At 63.6% G+C, this 16169-nt stretch carries 13 protein-coding genes; 7 read left to right on the top strand and 6 right to left on the bottom strand.

Going from position 1 to position 16169, the window contains the following annotated elements; translation table 11 throughout:
* Window positions 1–67: 67 nt before the first annotated feature.
* Window positions 68–1540, bottom strand: a complete 1473-nt coding sequence (locus AC6LJY_RS05215; RefSeq protein WP_046803923.1) for a YdgA family protein — start codon at window positions 1538–1540, stop codon at window positions 68–70.
* Window positions 1541–1845: 305 nt separating this feature from the next.
* Here AC6LJY_RS05215 and AC6LJY_RS05210 point away from each other — a divergent pair, with 305 nt between their 5' ends.
* The 4 genes from AC6LJY_RS05210 (at window position 1846) to AC6LJY_RS05195 (ending at window position 6490) form a co-directional block, all read left to right on the top strand.
* Entirely contained in the window at window positions 1846–3372 is a 1527-nt protein-coding gene (locus AC6LJY_RS05210; protein ID WP_046803924.1) for a DEAD/DEAH box helicase, read from the top strand.
* A 57-nt stretch (window positions 3373–3429) separates the two neighbouring features.
* Complete coding sequence (locus AC6LJY_RS05205; RefSeq protein WP_046803925.1) at window positions 3430–4059, top strand: LysE family translocator; 630 nt, start codon at window positions 3430–3432, stop codon at window positions 4057–4059.
* Between the two features lie 112 nt (window positions 4060–4171).
* Entirely contained in the window at window positions 4172–5779 is a 1608-nt protein-coding gene (locus AC6LJY_RS05200; RefSeq protein WP_046803926.1) for a peptide chain release factor 3, read from the top strand.
* Between the two features lie 24 nt (window positions 5780–5803).
* Complete coding sequence (locus AC6LJY_RS05195; RefSeq protein ID WP_104144683.1) at window positions 5804–6490, top strand: hypothetical protein; 687 nt, start codon at window positions 5804–5806, stop codon at window positions 6488–6490.
* Between the two features lie 97 nt (window positions 6491–6587).
* Here the strand turns inward: AC6LJY_RS05195 and bfr are convergent, their stop codons facing one another.
* From bfr to rpoN, 4 genes are all read right to left on the bottom strand, one after another.
* Window positions 6588–7064, bottom strand: coding sequence for a bacterioferritin (bfr, locus tag AC6LJY_RS05190; protein WP_006216785.1), 477 nt, complete (start codon window positions 7062–7064; stop codon window positions 6588–6590).
* A gap of 378 nt (window positions 7065–7442) precedes the next feature.
* Entirely contained in the window at window positions 7443–8351 is a 909-nt protein-coding gene (locus AC6LJY_RS05185) for a DMT family transporter (RefSeq protein WP_498135421.1), read from the bottom strand.
* A gap of 154 nt (window positions 8352–8505) precedes the next feature.
* Window positions 8506–8787 (bottom strand): (2Fe-2S)-binding protein, encoded by a 282-nt coding sequence (locus AC6LJY_RS05180; protein ID WP_006216781.1) that lies wholly within the window; start codon window positions 8785–8787, stop codon window positions 8506–8508.
* Window positions 8788–8908: 121 nt separating this feature from the next.
* Window positions 8909–10336: an RNA polymerase factor sigma-54 gene (rpoN, locus tag AC6LJY_RS05175; protein WP_485132656.1), complete on the bottom strand. Its 1428-nt coding sequence runs from the start codon at window positions 10334–10336 to the stop codon at window positions 8909–8911.
* A 16-nt stretch (window positions 10337–10352) separates the two neighbouring features.
* Here rpoN and AC6LJY_RS05170 point away from each other — a divergent pair, with 16 nt between their 5' ends.
* The 3 genes from AC6LJY_RS05170 (at window position 10353) to leuA (ending at window position 14346) form a co-directional block, all read left to right on the top strand.
* The gene (locus AC6LJY_RS05170; RefSeq protein ID WP_046803931.1) at window positions 10353–10997 is read left to right on the top strand and encodes a hypothetical protein; all 645 of its coding nucleotides are present in this window, start codon (window positions 10353–10355) and stop codon (window positions 10995–10997) included.
* Window positions 10998–11186: 189 nt separating this feature from the next.
* On the top strand, window positions 11187–12164 hold the full coding sequence (locus AC6LJY_RS05165) for a tripartite tricarboxylate transporter substrate binding protein (protein ID WP_498135420.1): 978 nt from the start codon (window positions 11187–11189) through the stop codon (window positions 12162–12164).
* Window positions 12165–12633: 469 nt separating this feature from the next.
* Window positions 12634–14346: a 2-isopropylmalate synthase gene (leuA, locus tag AC6LJY_RS05160; RefSeq protein WP_046803933.1), complete on the top strand. Its 1713-nt coding sequence runs from the start codon at window positions 12634–12636 to the stop codon at window positions 14344–14346.
* Window positions 14347–14531: 185 nt separating this feature from the next.
* Here leuA and AC6LJY_RS05155 read toward each other — a convergent pair whose 3' ends face one another.
* The gene (locus tag AC6LJY_RS05155; protein ID WP_120153403.1) at window positions 14532–15860 is read right to left on the bottom strand and encodes an amidase; all 1329 of its coding nucleotides are present in this window, start codon (window positions 15858–15860) and stop codon (window positions 14532–14534) included.
* Window positions 15861–16169: the final 309 nt, after the last annotated feature.

The following is a 16169-nucleotide window of genomic DNA, read 5'->3' as shown; positions in this document are numbered from 1 at the left end:
GCGCCCAACGGCGCGGCGGCTTTTTACTTTGGCAACGACCGGGGTCGCGTGCTTCGTGGTGTGCGCCTTAGCGCGCGCCACCCATCGCGCCGCTCATCACCATCATCAGGAACTGTTCAACAGGCATCTTCTTGCCGTTGAAGTCGACTTGGCCGTCGGCGTAGTTCACGTAGGTAACGATGTTGTTGTTTTCGACCTTGGCAACGCCCATCGCGGCAGCCATGGTGCCAACCATTTCGGCCTGGCCCTTGGCGGTTTGCACGGCTTGTTCGGCCGGCACGCCACGCATTTGCGGTTCAACGGCCATCAAGTCGCTCAGGTTGCCCTTGGACAGCACCAGCTTGGCATCCAGCTTCTTCACGGCTTCGGTCAGCGTGTCGGCCACTTCGCCGTCCATCGAGGCCGGCTTGGCAAAGTCCAGGTTCAGGTTGAACGTGGACGTGCCGTTGGCGGTGCGCACTTCCAGCGGCGACACGGCCAGCGTGGGGTTGCCTGCCAGGATCTGCGCCACGTTGGTCTTGATGACCTGCTGCTCTTCAGCGGTGAACTGCGGCAGTTGTTCCTGGCCGTTGCTTTGCATCATGCGGCGCGAGGCGGCTTCGTAGACGTCGTTCAGCGCCTTGAACGCCTTGGAGTCCAGCTTCTGCACATCCAGCGCCAGCTTCAGGCCGGCAACGTCCTTGGCTTGCACGTTGATCATGCCGAAGTCCAGGGCCATCTTGGCGCCCATGGCGGGGCCGTTTTCGGTCATGTCGACGGCGATCGAGGTGTCCTTGAACTGAACCGGCGGCTTTTCCTTGGACGTGATGGTCCAGTCCTTGAGCGTCAGCTTCTGGCTGCCCACGTACATGTCATTGGACGCCGGCGTCATGTCGCTGGTCAGCGAAATGCCTTGCAGGGCCATGCTGACGATGTCGCTGTTTTCGCTCTGGCCGGACAGCACCAGCTTGTCGGTCTTCAGGTCGAAGATGCCGTGCTTGTTCGACGTCGTGTAGTCGACGTTGCCCGTCATGCCCGAGAACGACAGGCTGGTGTCGCCCTTGGTGACGTCGGCGGGGGCCAGGTTGAACTTGCCGGTGATGTTCTTGGCGTAGCTGACGCTGTAGTGACCCGACAGCGGCGTTGCGCCCTTGGTGGCGGCAAACCATTCCTTGACGGTCGGGGTTTCTTCCAGCACGAAGTCGCTGGCGACCATGGCCGGCGCGAAAGAGCCGGACTTCAGGTTCGACAGCGGCAGGGGGCCGTGCGACAGGTGTTCCACAAACAGCACGTCGCGATCTTGCGCGGGCTTGCCTTGTTCAGCCGGCGTGGTGAACTTCACGCGGTAGCGGGCGGTGGACGAAAACACACCGCGCTCGAACGAAACCAGCTCCACGGACGAGGCGATGCCCCACTGATCGCTGAACTTCTTCAGTTCAACATTGGCCTCGCCAATGGACTGGTTGACGAAAGCCTCGGCCTTTTGGCCCGTGTACCAGGCGGTGCCGGTCCACGCCGCGCCCAGAACGACCACGAGGCCCACGATTGCCGATTTCTTCATAGCGACCCTTTATTCTTCAAATGGATAGATGCGCAGCGATTATAGGGAGAGCGCACTAGGGAAAACACGTATTTGGTTCATAAGCGCTGCAAGTTGTTACTTGGCGATACAGCACGGCTGAATCCAGTCCGCTGCTGCACCGCCACATCAGCTACAATCGCCGAGTGTGCTTTGCCAATCTGCACACGTCCGCTATGGCCCTTCGCTGCCAAGCTTCGCCCATCAGGGCGCTTCCCTTTTCTCCTTATTCGTCCGCCTGGATTGGAGTCTCTCAACTTGAGCGACGGGCTGCCGCTGGAGTTGTTTTGACTACCTCTTCCCCTTTCGCCGACCTCGGGCTGGCTGATTCCCTGTTGCGCGCCATTGCCGATACCGGCTACACCGCACCCACGCCTATTCAAGCCCAGGCGATTCCCCAAGTTTTGAAAGGCGGCGACCTGCTCGCCGCCGCGCAGACGGGTACCGGCAAGACCGCCGGCTTCACGCTGCCGATCCTGCATCTGCTGATGCAGCAAAAGCCCGAAGTGCGCAAGCCCGGCCGCCCCCGTTGCCTGATCCTGACCCCCACGCGCGAACTGACCGCGCAGGTGGCCGAATCGGTGCAGACGTACGGCAAGTACACCTCGTTGACGTCCATGGTGATGTTCGGCGGCGTCAACATCAACCCCCAGATTTCCGCGCTGCGCAAGCCGCTGGACATCCTAGTGGCAACGCCGGGGCGCCTGCTGGACCACTGCGGCCAGAAGACGGTTGACCTGTCGGGCGTTGAAATCCTGGTGCTGGACGAAGCCGACCGCATGCTGGACATGGGCTTCATCCGCGACATCCGCAAGATTCTTGCCCTGCTGCCCAAGCAACGCCAGAACCTGCTGTTCTCGGCCACGTTCTCGGACGAAATCCGCACGCTGGCGCGCGGCGTCCTGAACAACCCGGGCGAAGTGTCCGTCACCCCGCGCAACACCGCCACCGAACTGGTCACCCAGACGGTGCACATGGTGGAACAGCATCACAAGCGCGACCTGATCAGCCACATCATCCGTGAAAGCGGCTGGCACCAGGTGCTGGTGTTCACGCGCACCAAGCACGGCGCCAACCGCCTGGCTGAAAAGCTGGTCAAGGACGGCCTGACCGCCGCCGCCATTCACGGCAACAAGAGCCAATCGGCTCGCACCCGCGCGCTGGCCGGCTTCAAGGACAGCACCGTGACGGTGCTGGTGGCGACCGACATCGCCGCCCGTGGCCTGGACATCGACCAACTGCCGCAAGTGGTGAACTTCGAACTGCCGAACGTGCCGGAAGACTACGTGCACCGTATCGGCCGCACGGGCCGCGCGGGCGCCACGGGTGCTGCCGTCTCGCTGGTCGACAACAGCGAAATCAAGCTGCTGAAGGACATCGAGCGCCTGATCAAGAAGACGATCGAGCGCAAGCCCGTTGAAGGCTGGACCCCGTCGCCCACCAGCGCCGCCGCCTTCGAACGCCAGGAACGCGATGAAGACGCGCGCAGCCCGCGCGGCGGCAATCGCAATGGCGGTCGTGGTGGCAATGGCGGTAACGCCGGCCGTGGCGGCAACGCTGGCGCCGGCCGTTCGCGTCCGGCCCAAGGCCCGGCGCGCGCCGCTACCGGCGGCCGTGCCCCCGCACCGGCTCGCGCCGGCGGCGAAGGCCGTGGCAATGGTGGCCAACGCGACGCCAAGCCCGCCGACCGCCCGGCTCACGCCGGTCGTGGCGATGGCCGTCCGCAGCAGGCCCCGCGCCGTCCCGAAGGCGCGCAGCGCCCGGCGGGCAACGGCGGTTCGGGCCGTCCGCGCGCGGCGTTGCTGGGCAAGTAAAGCCAAGCGAGTAATATCCCGGCACCCCCATACTGCGATCCTAGGACCCGCGCCATCATGCCCTTATCCACCTGGTTGACGTTCTTCCTGGCCTCCTGGGCCATTTCGTTCTCACCCGGGGCGGGCGCGATTTCCGCGATGTCCTCTGGATTGAAATACGGCTTTGCACGCGGCTACTGGAACACGGCCGGCCTCATCATGGGCATCCTGTTCCAGTTCGTCGTGGTGGCCGTGGGCTTGGGCGCCGTGCTGGCCACGTCCGAAATGGCCTTCAATGTGGTCAAGTACCTGGGCGTGGCCTACCTGATCTACCTGGGCGTGCGCCAGATTCGTACTGACGCCGCGCCCGTGGCGGTGGACGCGGGCGACCCGAAGCAGGCGTCGATCCGCGACCTGGTCATGCGTGGCTTTCTGATCAACACCATGAATCCGAAGGGCACCGTGTTCCTGCTGGCCGTTGTGCCGCAGTTCGTGGACCCGGCGATGGCGTTGACGCCGCAGTACATGGCGCTGGCCGGCACGCTGGCGTTTACCGACCTGGTCGCCATGGGCGTGTACACGCTGCTGGCGGCCCGCGTGTTGCGCTTGCTGCGCGACGCCAAGCACATCCGCTGGATGAACCGCACCTTCGGGTCGCTGTTCATCCTGGCGGGCGTTTTCCTGGCGTCGTTCCGCCGCCATTCCTGAATTTTCCGGCCTTGGGGCGCTCGCTGGCGACGGCGGGTGCCCCACGGCTTTTTCATGCACGAAGCCGTACCGCGCCGGCTCCAAAAGCGGCGTTAAGTACAATCCCCCGACCATGAACATCCCTCACGAAGTAGCGCGGCGCCGAACGTTCGCGATCATTTCCCACCCTGACGCGGGCAAGACCACGCTGACCGAAAAGCTGTTGCTGTTCGCAGGCGCGATTCAGATCGCCGGCAGCGTCAAGGCGCGCAAGGCCACGCGCCATGCGTCGTCCGACTGGATGGAAATCGAAAAGCAACGCGGCATTTCCGTGGCCTCGTCGGTCATGCAGATGGAATACCGCGACTGCGTCATCAACCTGCTCGACACCCCGGGCCACCAGGACTTCTCTGAAGACACCTACCGGGTGCTGACGGCGGTGGATGCCGCGCTGATGGTCATCGACGCCGCCAATGGCGTCGAGCCGCAAACGATCCGCCTGCTACAGGTTTGCCGCGCGCGCAACACGCCCATCATCACGTTCATCAACAAGATGGACCGCGAAGTGCGCGAGCCGCTGGAATTGCTGTCCGAGATCGAAGGCCACCTGGGCATGGACGCCGTGCCGTTCTCGTGGCCGGTGGGCATGGGCAAGTCGTTCGGCGGCGTGTTCGATATCCGCCGCGACCGCATGCGCGTGTTCCGCCCCGGGCAGGAACGCCGCTCGGACAATGATGATGTGATCGAAGGGCTGAGCAATCCTGAAATCGCCCGCCGTTTCGGCTCGGCGTTCGAACAGGCCAGCGGCGAGATCGAACTCATCAACGAAGCCGCGCCCGCGTTCGACCGTGAACAGTTCCTGGCCGGCAAGCAGACGCCCGTGTTCTTCGGCTCCGCCATCAACAACTTCGGCGTGCAGGAAGTGCTGGACGCGCTGGTCGACCACGCGCCGCCCCCGGGCCCGCGCGTCGCCCTGCAACGCGAAGTGCTGCCCGAAGAACCCAAGTTCACCGGCGTCGTGTTCAAGGTGCAGGCCAACATGGACCCTGCCCACCGTGACCGCGTGGCGTTCGTGCGCGTCAGCTCGGGCCGCTTTGAACGCGGCATGCGTTTGAAGGTGGCCCGCACCAACAAAGAAATGCGCCCCAACAACGTGGTGTCTTTCCTGTCGCAGCGGCGCGAGCTTCTGGACGAGGCGTATGCCGGCGACGTGATCGGTATCCCGAACCACGGCGTGCTGCAATTGGGCGACGTGCTGACCGAAGGCGAAACGCTGCAATTCACCGGCCTGCCGTTCTTCGCGCCGGAGCTGTTCCAGGCGGTTGAAGTGAAAGACCCGCTGCGCACCAAACAGCTGCGTACCGGCCTGACCCAATTGGGCGAAGAGGGCGCGATTCAGGTGTTCCGTCCGGAGGCTGCGGGCGGCTCTTTGCTGCTGGGCGCAATCGGCCAGTTGCAGTTTGAAGTGGTGGCTCACCGCCTCAAAACCGAGTACGGCGCGGACGCCAGAATGCTGCCTTCGCGCTACACAATGGCACGTTGGATTACGTCTGAAAACCCCAAGGCGCTGCGCAAGTTCATGGATGCCAATGCGGCTCATATCGCCTATGATGTCGTCGATGCGGCGGCGTTTTTGATCAGTTCCCCTGCGCAGTTGCGCGTAGCCGAGGACCTGTATCCCGAGGTGAAATTCCATGCCATGCGCGAACACGGCGGCAAGGTTTTCGGGGACAAGGCGTAGACCCGTTCGGGTTCCGCACGGCAGATGAGGGTAGCAATGTCTTGGCGTTTATTATTCGCAACGCTCCTGATCGCGCTTGGCGCGTCGGCCTGGGGCGGTATTCAATTGGGTGACTGGCTGGTGGCGCATGCGCCGCCCGCGGCACCGGCTCCTGGTCAGGACGCGGCAGCTTCGCAGCAGCCCGTTCTGGACGCCAACGGACGCCCTTACGTGGCGCAACCGCCGCAGCCGCGCATCGACGGTACCCTGGGCGTTCCCGACAAACCGGCCGACCGCCAATGGCAGGTCAATACGGTGTCGCTGTTTGACACCGTCAGCGATCCCGCCGTGAAGCTTTCGCGCGAACGCATCACGCCCGAGCAAGCCCGCGAAATCGCGGCCGCCTCGGAAGTGCCGCTGCCTTCCGGCACCTCGGACGTCACCACCATGGACTTGCAAGTGCCCGGCACATCCACCGCCATCAACGGCGGCCAGATGCAGGCCAACGGCTACGGTACGCCGCAGATGGTGCAAGCGCCTCCGCCCCCGCCCAATACGTCGCCGGCGCCTGGCGCGCCGGGCTGGCAAGACGCGCTCAAGCGCGAACTGGCGCAGTGCGCCACGCAAGGCTTCTTTGAACGGCCTTCGTGCTCATGGAACGCGCGCAACAAATACTGTGCGCCGAACCGCGCCTGGGGCACGATGGCCGAATGTCCGGCCCGCCCGCAATAACCGTCTCACATAACAATCAATACGCCGCGCGTTGTTTACGCGGATATGACAAAGGCGCCCCAAGGGGCGCCTTTTTATTGCCTTGCGGCCCAGCCGATTACTCGGGCACGGACATCTGGCTTTGCAGGTAATTCTGGATGCCGACCTTGTCGATCAGATCGATCTGGGTTTCCAGATAATCGATGTGCTCTTCGGTGTCGTCCAGGATGTCCTGGAACAGATCGCGCGAGACATAGTCACGCACCGATTCGCAATAGGCGATGGCTTCCACGACGGTGGCGTGCGCGGCTTGTTCCAGCTTCAGGTCACAGGCAAGCAGCTCGGGCACGTCTTCACCGATCAGCAGCTTGTGCAGGTCTTGCAGGTTGGGCAGGCCGTCCAGCATGAAGATGCGTGCGATCAGGCGATCCGCGTGCTTCATTTCACCGATGGATTCTTCGTATTCGTGCTTGCCCAGCTTGTCGAAGCCCCAATGGTTCAGCATGCGCGCATGCAGGAAATATTGGTTGATGGCCGTCAGTTCGTTGGTCAGTTGCTTGTTCAAGAACTGGATGACGGTTTTGTCGCCTTTCATAATGGACTCCTTGCAGTCAGGCGCGACGCGAGTGCATCGCGACAAAGGAGCGCACGATGCCGCGCGTACGCAACCCCGGCAGACTACCACCTGCCGGCGGGGCGCGCCTAGCCTTGCGCCGCATTTGGTAAACGGCTTTAGAACCGCTACCAGAAAGCGACAAGCCAATGAGAATGAGTATGCGTGCGTGATGCTTTGCGTGCACAACGCAGGCCCTATGCGGCGTAGCGCTGAGTCAGCTGGCGCATTCGTCCGGTACTTTTCTTTAATGGTGTCGATAAGCCCGTGATAAACGGCTGACATTCCATCGAAATCCCACTGATGCCCTCAGGTTGCATATCCGCAACCTTATTAGCGCTATTTTGCTTATTCAGTGGTTCAACGCGCTTTGCGCGTCGTCAACCAGATCCCAAAGGCGATTGGCACGATGCCCAAAAGATCCAGCCACGATACCGGCTCGCGCAGGACCAGCCAGCCAAACAACAGGCCCAGCGGCGGCATCAAGAAATGCAACGCACTGGCCGACGTGGCGCTGGCCCGGCTCAGGATCATGAACCACAGGTAGTAGCCGCCCATCGACACGGCCACGATCATGTAGGCCATGCTGGCCAGCAGGCTCGCCGTCAGGCGCGCATCACTCAGGCTTTCGTTCATCAGCGCGAACGGCAGCAACGCGGCAGCCGCTGCCAGGGATTGGATGCCGGTCGACGTCCATAGGCCTGCCGCCGGCTTGAGCCGCTTGTAGAGCAGCGTGCCGGCCACCAGCGCCACCAGGCCACCCGTGACCAGCAGCGTGCCGTGCATGTCTTCCTGCATGCCTGTCAGGCGTGATCGCAGCACCACGGCCACCCCGACCAGCCCCAGGCACAGGCCCAGCAACTTGCGCCACGTCAGCCGCTCGCCCAGTACAGGGCCGGCCAATACGCCGATCAGCAGCGGGTTGGTGCTGATCAGCACGGCGGTGAATGCCGACGACACGGTCGTCATGCCGGACCAGCTCAGCCCCAGGTACAGCGCGTTGTTCAAGATGCCCAGCAGAATGAGGGACGCGAGGTCGCGCACTTGCAGTGGCCGGCCCCGGCGGCTGAAGGCGGCGATGCCCAGCATCAACACGCCGGCAATCAGAAAGCGGATGGTCAACAGGGTCAACGGGGGGCAATCGCGCACCGCGATCTTGGCCGCCGCAAAGGCCGAACTCCACAGAAAACAGAACGCGGCAATCGGCACCCAACTGATGCCCGAGGCGGCAGGAGCGTTCGGGGGGCAGGTGGCGGGCGTGGCCTTCATCGGGAGTCCATGAGAACGGCACGCCACGCATGGCGCAGGGATCAAGCATTCTGCTCGCGCCCTGGCGCAATGACAAATAGTTTGGGAAAGGCTGCGTCCGGAAAGCAGCGCGGCCCGCCGAAGAACTCAGCGAGCCGGAGGGGACGGCAATGCGTTAGCCGGCAGCGACCAGCGGAATCGGGAAGCTGCTGTTGTTGGCAGCCGAACCCGATTCAACCAGGGTGGCGGGCGCATTGACCGGAACGGCGATGGAGCGAACGTCGCACACGCTGGAGCAGCGGCCGCCTGGCAGGTATTCGGCGGCGGTTGCCGCGCAGCAGCCGCAGCACGTGGCCACGCCCAGCTCGAATTGCAGGTCGGACAGCGTCGTCGCGCCACCGTCCACGCTGGCGCGGACTTGGCGTTCGGTGATGGCATTACATACGCAAATGTACATGCGAATGATTATCGAAAATTATTCGGCGGATGACAAGCCCTGAACGCAAAAAAATTTGTAGCGCAATTGTCACGCAACCCCTTGAAACAAAGGACGAATCCTCAAAGATTCGTCCCCTATTTCAACGCGCCGAGGCTTGCGCCTTGCGCAGCGTAGCCGGGGCAATTCGCAGCGCTTCTCGGTACTTTGCCACCGTCCGACGGGCGATAACTATCCCCTGATCGGCCAGTTTCTGCATGATCTGGCTGTCCGACAAGGGCTTGGCCCGGTTCTCTTCCGCGACCATTTGGCGGATGAAAGTCTGCACCGCCGTGGCCGACGTAGCGTCACCGCCGTCGGTGGAGACCCCCGTCCCGAAGAAGCGCTTGAGCTCCAGCGTGCCAAACGGAGTAAGCATGTACTTCTGCGTTGTGGCGCGCGAAATGGTCGATTCGTGCAGCCCGAGCTCACCGGCGATGTCTTTCAGGATCAGCGGACGCATGGCCGACGGCCCCTGGCTGAAAAACGCCGTCTGGCGTTCAACAATGGCCTGGGCGACGCGCAGGATCGTGTCGAAGCGCTGCTCCACGTTACGTATCATCCATTTGGCTTGCTGCAACTGGGTTTGCAGGCCCGCGTGCGCGGATTCCTTTTGGTTGCCCAGCATCTGTGCATACAGCCCGTTGATTTGCAGCCGGGGAACGGCGGCGCTGTTCAGCGTGACCTGCCAGCCGCGCCGCGCCTTGCGCACGATGACGTCGGGCACAGCGTAGTCCGCCGCAGGCACGGTCCAGGCGCGTCCGGGCCGGGGCTCCAGCCGCAGGATCAGCGTATGGGCCGCGCGGAAAATTGCCTCGTCGCAGCCCACGGCAGCGCACAGGCGCGCAGCGTTACCGGTGGCCAGCAAGGGCAGATGGCGCGCACAGATTTCGCGGGCGCAGGCCAGGACGGCGGGATCGGCCGCTTCGGGCAAACGCGAGAGGTCGGGGTGGCGCAATTGCAACACCAGGCAATCCGCCATGTCGCGCGCGCCGATGCCGACGGGGTCGAACGATTGCAGCAGCGACAGCGCCGCCCGGAGCTCATCCAGGTCGGGTTCCATTTCGGCCGGCAGCCAGGTCAGGATTTCCTCAAGCGGCGAGCCCAGGTAGCCGTTTTCATCCAGCTCGTCGATCAACAAGGCCGCCAAGGCGGCATCGCGCGGCGCCGCCCGCGTCAGCATCAGCTGGCCTAGCAGGTGTTCGCGCAACGTGTCCGGGCGCGCCGCTTCGGGCAGCCCGGAGTCATCATCCGAATACACGCCGCCCGAGCCAGGCATTTCTTCGACGGGGGCATCGCGTTCCGCTGCGGGGGTGTCGTCATCGACCGAGGATTCGCGTTCGGATTCGGCTTGCGCCTCGGCGGCGGGGGTGTCGTCTTCCCGTTCCAGCAGGGGGTTGTCCGCGAGCACTTGCGAGATCTCGGCTTCCAGGTCGAGCGTGGACAACTGCAACAATCGTATCGATTGCTGCAATTGAGGGGTCAGCGTCAGGTGCTGGCCAGGTCGCAGTTCTAAAATTGGACGGGTCATAGGTACAATATTTTGCATGATGAATCTGACTTCGCCCGCAAGCGTTCGCCAGGACAGCCGACTTATCGGCCAGACCCTGCTCAAACTGGCGCTACCCCGAATCGTTGTGCGTGCGATAGTCATCGCCGTCGCCGTCGTCCTTTGGTATCTCGTTGCCTCGTGGATACTGGATTTCGGCAAACGCATGAACTATGACTTCCTGCATACGCTGGGCCAGCCAACCCAGGATATGGCGCAGAAGGTCAATCCCTATATCTGGTGGGTCGTTGCCGGCATCTGGACGCTGATCGTCTTCTTCTCGGTCCGCGCCTGGTTTGCAGCCAGCCTGGCCTCGGGCGCGGCAACCCCGGTGGGCACGGATACGCTGGCCGATCTGGCGCCGAACCTGTCGGAAGAATCGTTGGGCGTGCTGCGCTGGACCTGGGGCGACCGCCAAGAACCCTTCACTGTAGGCGACTTGCGACGCGCACTGTCTGAAATTCGCCACAATCGCAGCGGCAAGATCGCCATGGTGGCCGAACAGGCGCAAATTTTGGAAGGCACGGCCATCCCGCCGTCGCGCGATCCGCGCGATGACGGCCGCCGAGCCCCGCGTACCGAAGTCCGGGGCGAGACCCGCGGCGACCGCTACGTCGAACCTCGCATCGGCCCGGCCCGCTAACGCGGCGCGGACTTTTTTGCCACACAGGCCGCCGATCTGGCGGCCTTTTTTGTTTCAGTCCGGCGCCAGCTCCGCCTTCTATACTGACCCGTCCAGGCTCGCGCAACCGCAGGCCGCGCAACAGACCCAGCAAAACCATAACGGCAGCCGAGACCTGCCGATGCGCGGCCGGCCCCTGGAGAGAAAACCATGTTCCGCACCCCCATCCGGTATGCCGCCGGTTTGCTCGTGGCCTGCTCGGCCGCATTAGCCGCCACGCCCGCCATGGCCGCGTGGCCCGACAAACCCATCACCTTCGTCGCGCCGTTCAGCGCCGGCGGCGCCAACGACCTGGTCGCCCGCATCATCGCCAAGGCAGTGGGCACGACGCTGAAGCAATCCGTCATTGTGGAAAACCGACCCGGCGCCGGCGGCGTCGTGGGCGCCGCGCATGTCGCTCGCAGCGCGGCGGATGGCTACACCTATCTGGTCGGTAGCAATGGCACCGTTACCAACAGCCTGATCCGCTCGGACCAGCCCTACAAGGACGACGAGCTGACCCCCGTCGCACTGTTGACGATCACGCCCTCGGTGATCGTGGCCAACCCGTCCAACCCGGCCAAGGACCTGAAGGACTTCGTCGAGCGCGCCAAGAAAGCCAAGACCGACCGCATCACCTTTTCCACCGCCGGCAACGGCAGCACGCCACATTTCGTGGCGGAAATGGTCAAGGAAGCCACGGGCCTGCCCATCGAGCCCATCGCCTACAAGAGCGGCTCGGAAGGCGTGACGGCGGTGATCGGCAACCAGGTCGACGCCACGTCGGAAGCCAGCATCGTGACGTTGCCGCTGATCCAAAGCGGCAAGTTGAAGGCGCTGGCCACCACGTGGGACAAGCGCATGGCCAGCGCACCTGACATTCCCACCACCGCCGAAGCCGGCTTTCCCGCCGTGCGCATCGGGCACTGGGCGGGCTTGTACGCGCCCGCCGGCACGCCGGCGGACGTGTTGGACAAAATGAACGCAGCGGTCGAACAGTCGCTCCAGACCAAAGAAGTGCAGGACGCGTTGCGCCAGAGCAGCATCGAACCGGGTGGCGGCTCGCGCGCGAGCTTTGTGGAATTCGCAGCCAGTGAACGCGAACGCCTGGGCAAGATCGTGAAAAACGGCCACATGCAAACGCAGTAGACGCACGCCACCGCCCGATGCCGCAGCGGCATGCTGCGACATCGGGCGCGGGCCGGATTCTTGGTCTCGCGCCGCTGTCGATCAAAGATCGCGGCGCGCTCTGCCCCCGGTTTTTTTCAACGTTTTCGTTTGCGCTGGCAAAGAAAATATGTTTGACTAGCACCCTATGGCCGCTCACCGCACCCTCCCCGCGATTGCCACCGGACGCTTCGTCGCTCCGGTCGCCGGCCTGCGCGCTCGTTCCTTCTTCGCTGCCGCGCTATCGCTATACCTACCGATCGGTTGCCGGGCCTAGTGTCCCCGTGGTAGCTCGGCAGCCACGTTTGCCACACGCGATTTCCCCCTTTTATTTGTGAATCCTGCCGGTTAATCACGGCAACCCCTGGCGCAAAACCGTCATCCGGTCATCGCGCCGCCGAGACTCAGTGCTCACGGGATTCAAAAGAAACCGATTGATCGAGGTGTAGTCATGATGCTTGCCAACCCCGCCACCAAATACGTCCCCTTCGCGCCGTTCACCCGCGACTTCTCCGAACGCACGTGGCCCAGCCGCCGCATCACCAAGGCGCCGATCTGGATGAGCACCGACCTGCGTGACGGCAACCAGGCGTTGATCGAACCCATGAGCGTCGAGCGCAAGCTCCGCTTTTTTGAACAACTGGTGAAGATCGGCTTCAAGGAAATCGAAGTCGGCTTCCCGTCCGCGTCGCAGACCGACTTCGATTTCGTGCGCAAGCTGATCGACGAAAAGCGCATCCCCGATGACGTCACCATCATCGTGTTGACGCAGTCGCGTGAAGACCTGATCAGCCGCACGGTGGAAGCCGCGGCGGGCGCCAAGCAAGCCATCGTCCATATGTACAACGCTTGCGCACCGGCCTTCCGCAAGGTGGTGTTCAACATGTCCAAGGACGAAATCAAGGGCATCGCCACGACCGGCACGCGCCTCATCAAGCAATACACCTCGCAGCGCCCCGAAACCAAATGGAGCTACGAGTATTCGCCCGAAGTGTTCAGCACCACCGAGCCCGAATTTGCCTTGGAAGTGTCCAACGCCGTCGCCGATGTCTGGCAGCCCACGCCCGACCACAAGATGGTGTTGAACCTGCCCGCCACGATCGAGGCCACCAGCCCCAACCTGTACGCCGACCAGATCGAATGGATGCACAAGAACCTGGCGCGCCGCGACAGCATCGTGCTTAGCGTGCACCCGCACAACGATCGCGGCACCGCCGTGGCCGCCGCTGAATTTGCCGTGATGGCCGGCGCCGACCGTATCGAAGGCTGCCTGTTCGGCAGTGGCGAACGCACCGGCAACGTCGACCTCGTCACGCTTGCCTTGAACCTGTACACGCAAGGCGTGCATCCCGGTTTGGACTTTTCCGACATCGACGAAGTGCGCCGCTGCGCGGAATACTGCAACCAGTTGCCGGTGCACCCGCGCCATCCGTATGCCGGCGACCTCGTCTTCACCGCGTTCTCCGGCTCGCACCAGGACGCCATCAAGAAGGGCTTCGCGCTGCAACAGGCCGACGCCGTCTGGGAAGTGCCGTACTTGCCGATCGACCCGGCCGACCTGGGCCGCAGCTACGACGCCGTGATCCGCGTGAACAGCCAGTCGGGCAAGGGCGGCGTGTCGTACCTGCTTGAACAGGAACATGGCCTGGTCTTGCCGCGCCGCCTGCAAATCGAATTCAGCCGCGCCATCCAGCGCGTGACGGACGAGACGGGCAGCGAAGTCACCGCCGACGACGTGCACACCATCTTCAATCGCGAATACCTGGAACAGAAGGCGCCCTGGAAGTTGATCCGCCACCGCATCGACGGCAACCCGTCGGCCGGCGAAGGCCAGCATTTCAGCATCGAAGCCGAACTCGAATACAACGGCGAACGGCGCATCGTGACGGGCAAGGGCGATGGCGCCATCTCGGCATTCGTGGCGGCGCTGGACGTGCCCGTGCGCATCATGGACTACCACGAGCACGCCATCGGCACCGGCACCGACACGCGCGCCGCCTCCTATGTCGAACTGCGCGTGGGCGAGTCCTCCACGGGCTTTGGCGTAGGCATCGACCGCGACATCGTGACGGCCTCGTTCCAGGCCGTCCTTAGCGCCGTGAACCGCCACATCAACGCGGGCGCCGTGGCGTCCGCCGAGCAGGAAGCCGCCGAGGCCGCGTGATCCGCGCTCGCCTTCTGAACTGAACGCCCGAAGCCGGCCCGAAACATGGGCCGGCCAACAATCAGGAACACACCTCTTCCTGGCGCGACCGGCACAAAAAAGCCCGCCTTATCGGCGGGCTTTCTGCTTTCTGCTTTCTGCTTTCTGCTTTCTGCTTTCTGCATTTGATTGAACGCGCGCCGCGTTCAGCCTCGCGGCCACATGTCCGACGCACCGATATCCGGCGCATTGGCCTCAAGCAGGCGCTCATGCACCCACGCCCCAATCGCCAGCGTGCGGTAGTCGTCATAGCGCTGCCCGATCAGCTGCAACCCCACGGGCAGCCCTTGCGGGCCCGTGGCGAAGGGCAGATTCAGGCAGGGCAGGCCGAACAGCGTCCAGGGCCGCGAGAACTGCGGATCGCCCGTGCCCAGGTCGGCAAATGGCGCCTCGCCGGCGGCGCTGGGCGCCAGCAACACGTCGCAGTCGTCAAACCAGCTGTTCACCCGAATGCGCGACTCTTCGGCGCGCGCCAGGTTCTTGATGTGTTGCTCGGCCGATATCTGCGCGCCCGCTTCCAGCACCGCCTGGATCTTCGGGCTAAGTTGGCCGGCGTGTTGCAGGCGCTCGAAAGCCAGCGACTGCGACGCCTCGTACGCCATGATGTCGGCGTGCAGCTGCACCAGCATGCAATCCTGCGACGGCAGCGGCACCTCTTTCACGGTGGCGCCCGCGCGCGACAAGGTCGCCGCCGCCTGGGCGAACGCTTCCTTCGTTTCGGCCTGCGCGTGCCGCCACTGCAACGTGCGGCACATGCCCACGCGCGGCTTGGCATCGTAGGACAGGTCCTGCATGCGGGCATCGCGCATCATCACGGACGCAAACAAGGCCACGTCGGGCACCGAACGGGCAAAGCCGCCCACCGTGTCCAGCGATTCGGCCAGGCTTTTTACGCCCGCGCGGGGAATGGCGCCGAACGTGGGCTTGAAGCCGACGATGCCGCAATAAGACGCCGGGCGGATGATGGAACCCGCCGTTTGCGAGCCCAATGCGAAGGGCACCATGTCGTCCGCGACCGCGGCGGCCGAGCCACTGGAGGAGCCCCCAGGCGTGTAGGCCTCGTTGCGCGGATTGCGGGTCGGGCCGGCTTGATAGGTCGCAAATTCAGTGGTGACCGTCTTGCCCACCACGATGGCGCCCGCGCCACGGCAAAGCGCCACGGCGGCGGCGTCCAGGCCGGGGCGGTGGCGCTCATAAATAGGCGAGCCGTAGCGGGTAGGGAGATCGACCGTGTCGAACAGGTCTTTCACGCCAATCGGCAGGCCATGCAGCGGACCCTGCAAAGGGCCATCGTCCAGGGCCTGTGCAACGTCCAGCGCCGCCTGTTTTTGCAGGGCGGTCCAGGCGTGGATGGTATTTTCGCGCTGCTCGATACGGGCAAAACAGGCTCGTACCAGTTGCACCGCGGTTAACTCGCGCCGTTGCAGCTTGCGCGCGGCTTGAACCGCGCCAAGGCTGTTTAAGGCAGTAGACATTTTCCTTTCCTCTTTACCGGCGCCGCGCAAGGCGTGGCAGCTGATTACGCACCCGGTCCCCTTGACCGAGGGGTCTGCCCTTGCGTTGCCGGCGGCGTTGTTGCGCCGTGGGCCATGCGGACCGATCCCTGCCATTGTGCGCGCCGCGTCAATTAGGAAAAACACCAAAAACACCGTGTTTTCCCGGGTGAAACGACTGCGCCGCGCCTAGGCTTTATGTTGTTGCGTTCACACCAGCATAGCGCAAACCCGTGCAACACAAAGGTCATATTTGTCTTGTAAGATGAAAACGTTTTCAGCAAACAGACA

Source organism: Achromobacter sp. RT286_PF (assembly GCF_059760425.1).
This window is presented reverse-complemented; position numbering and strand designations above follow the sequence as displayed.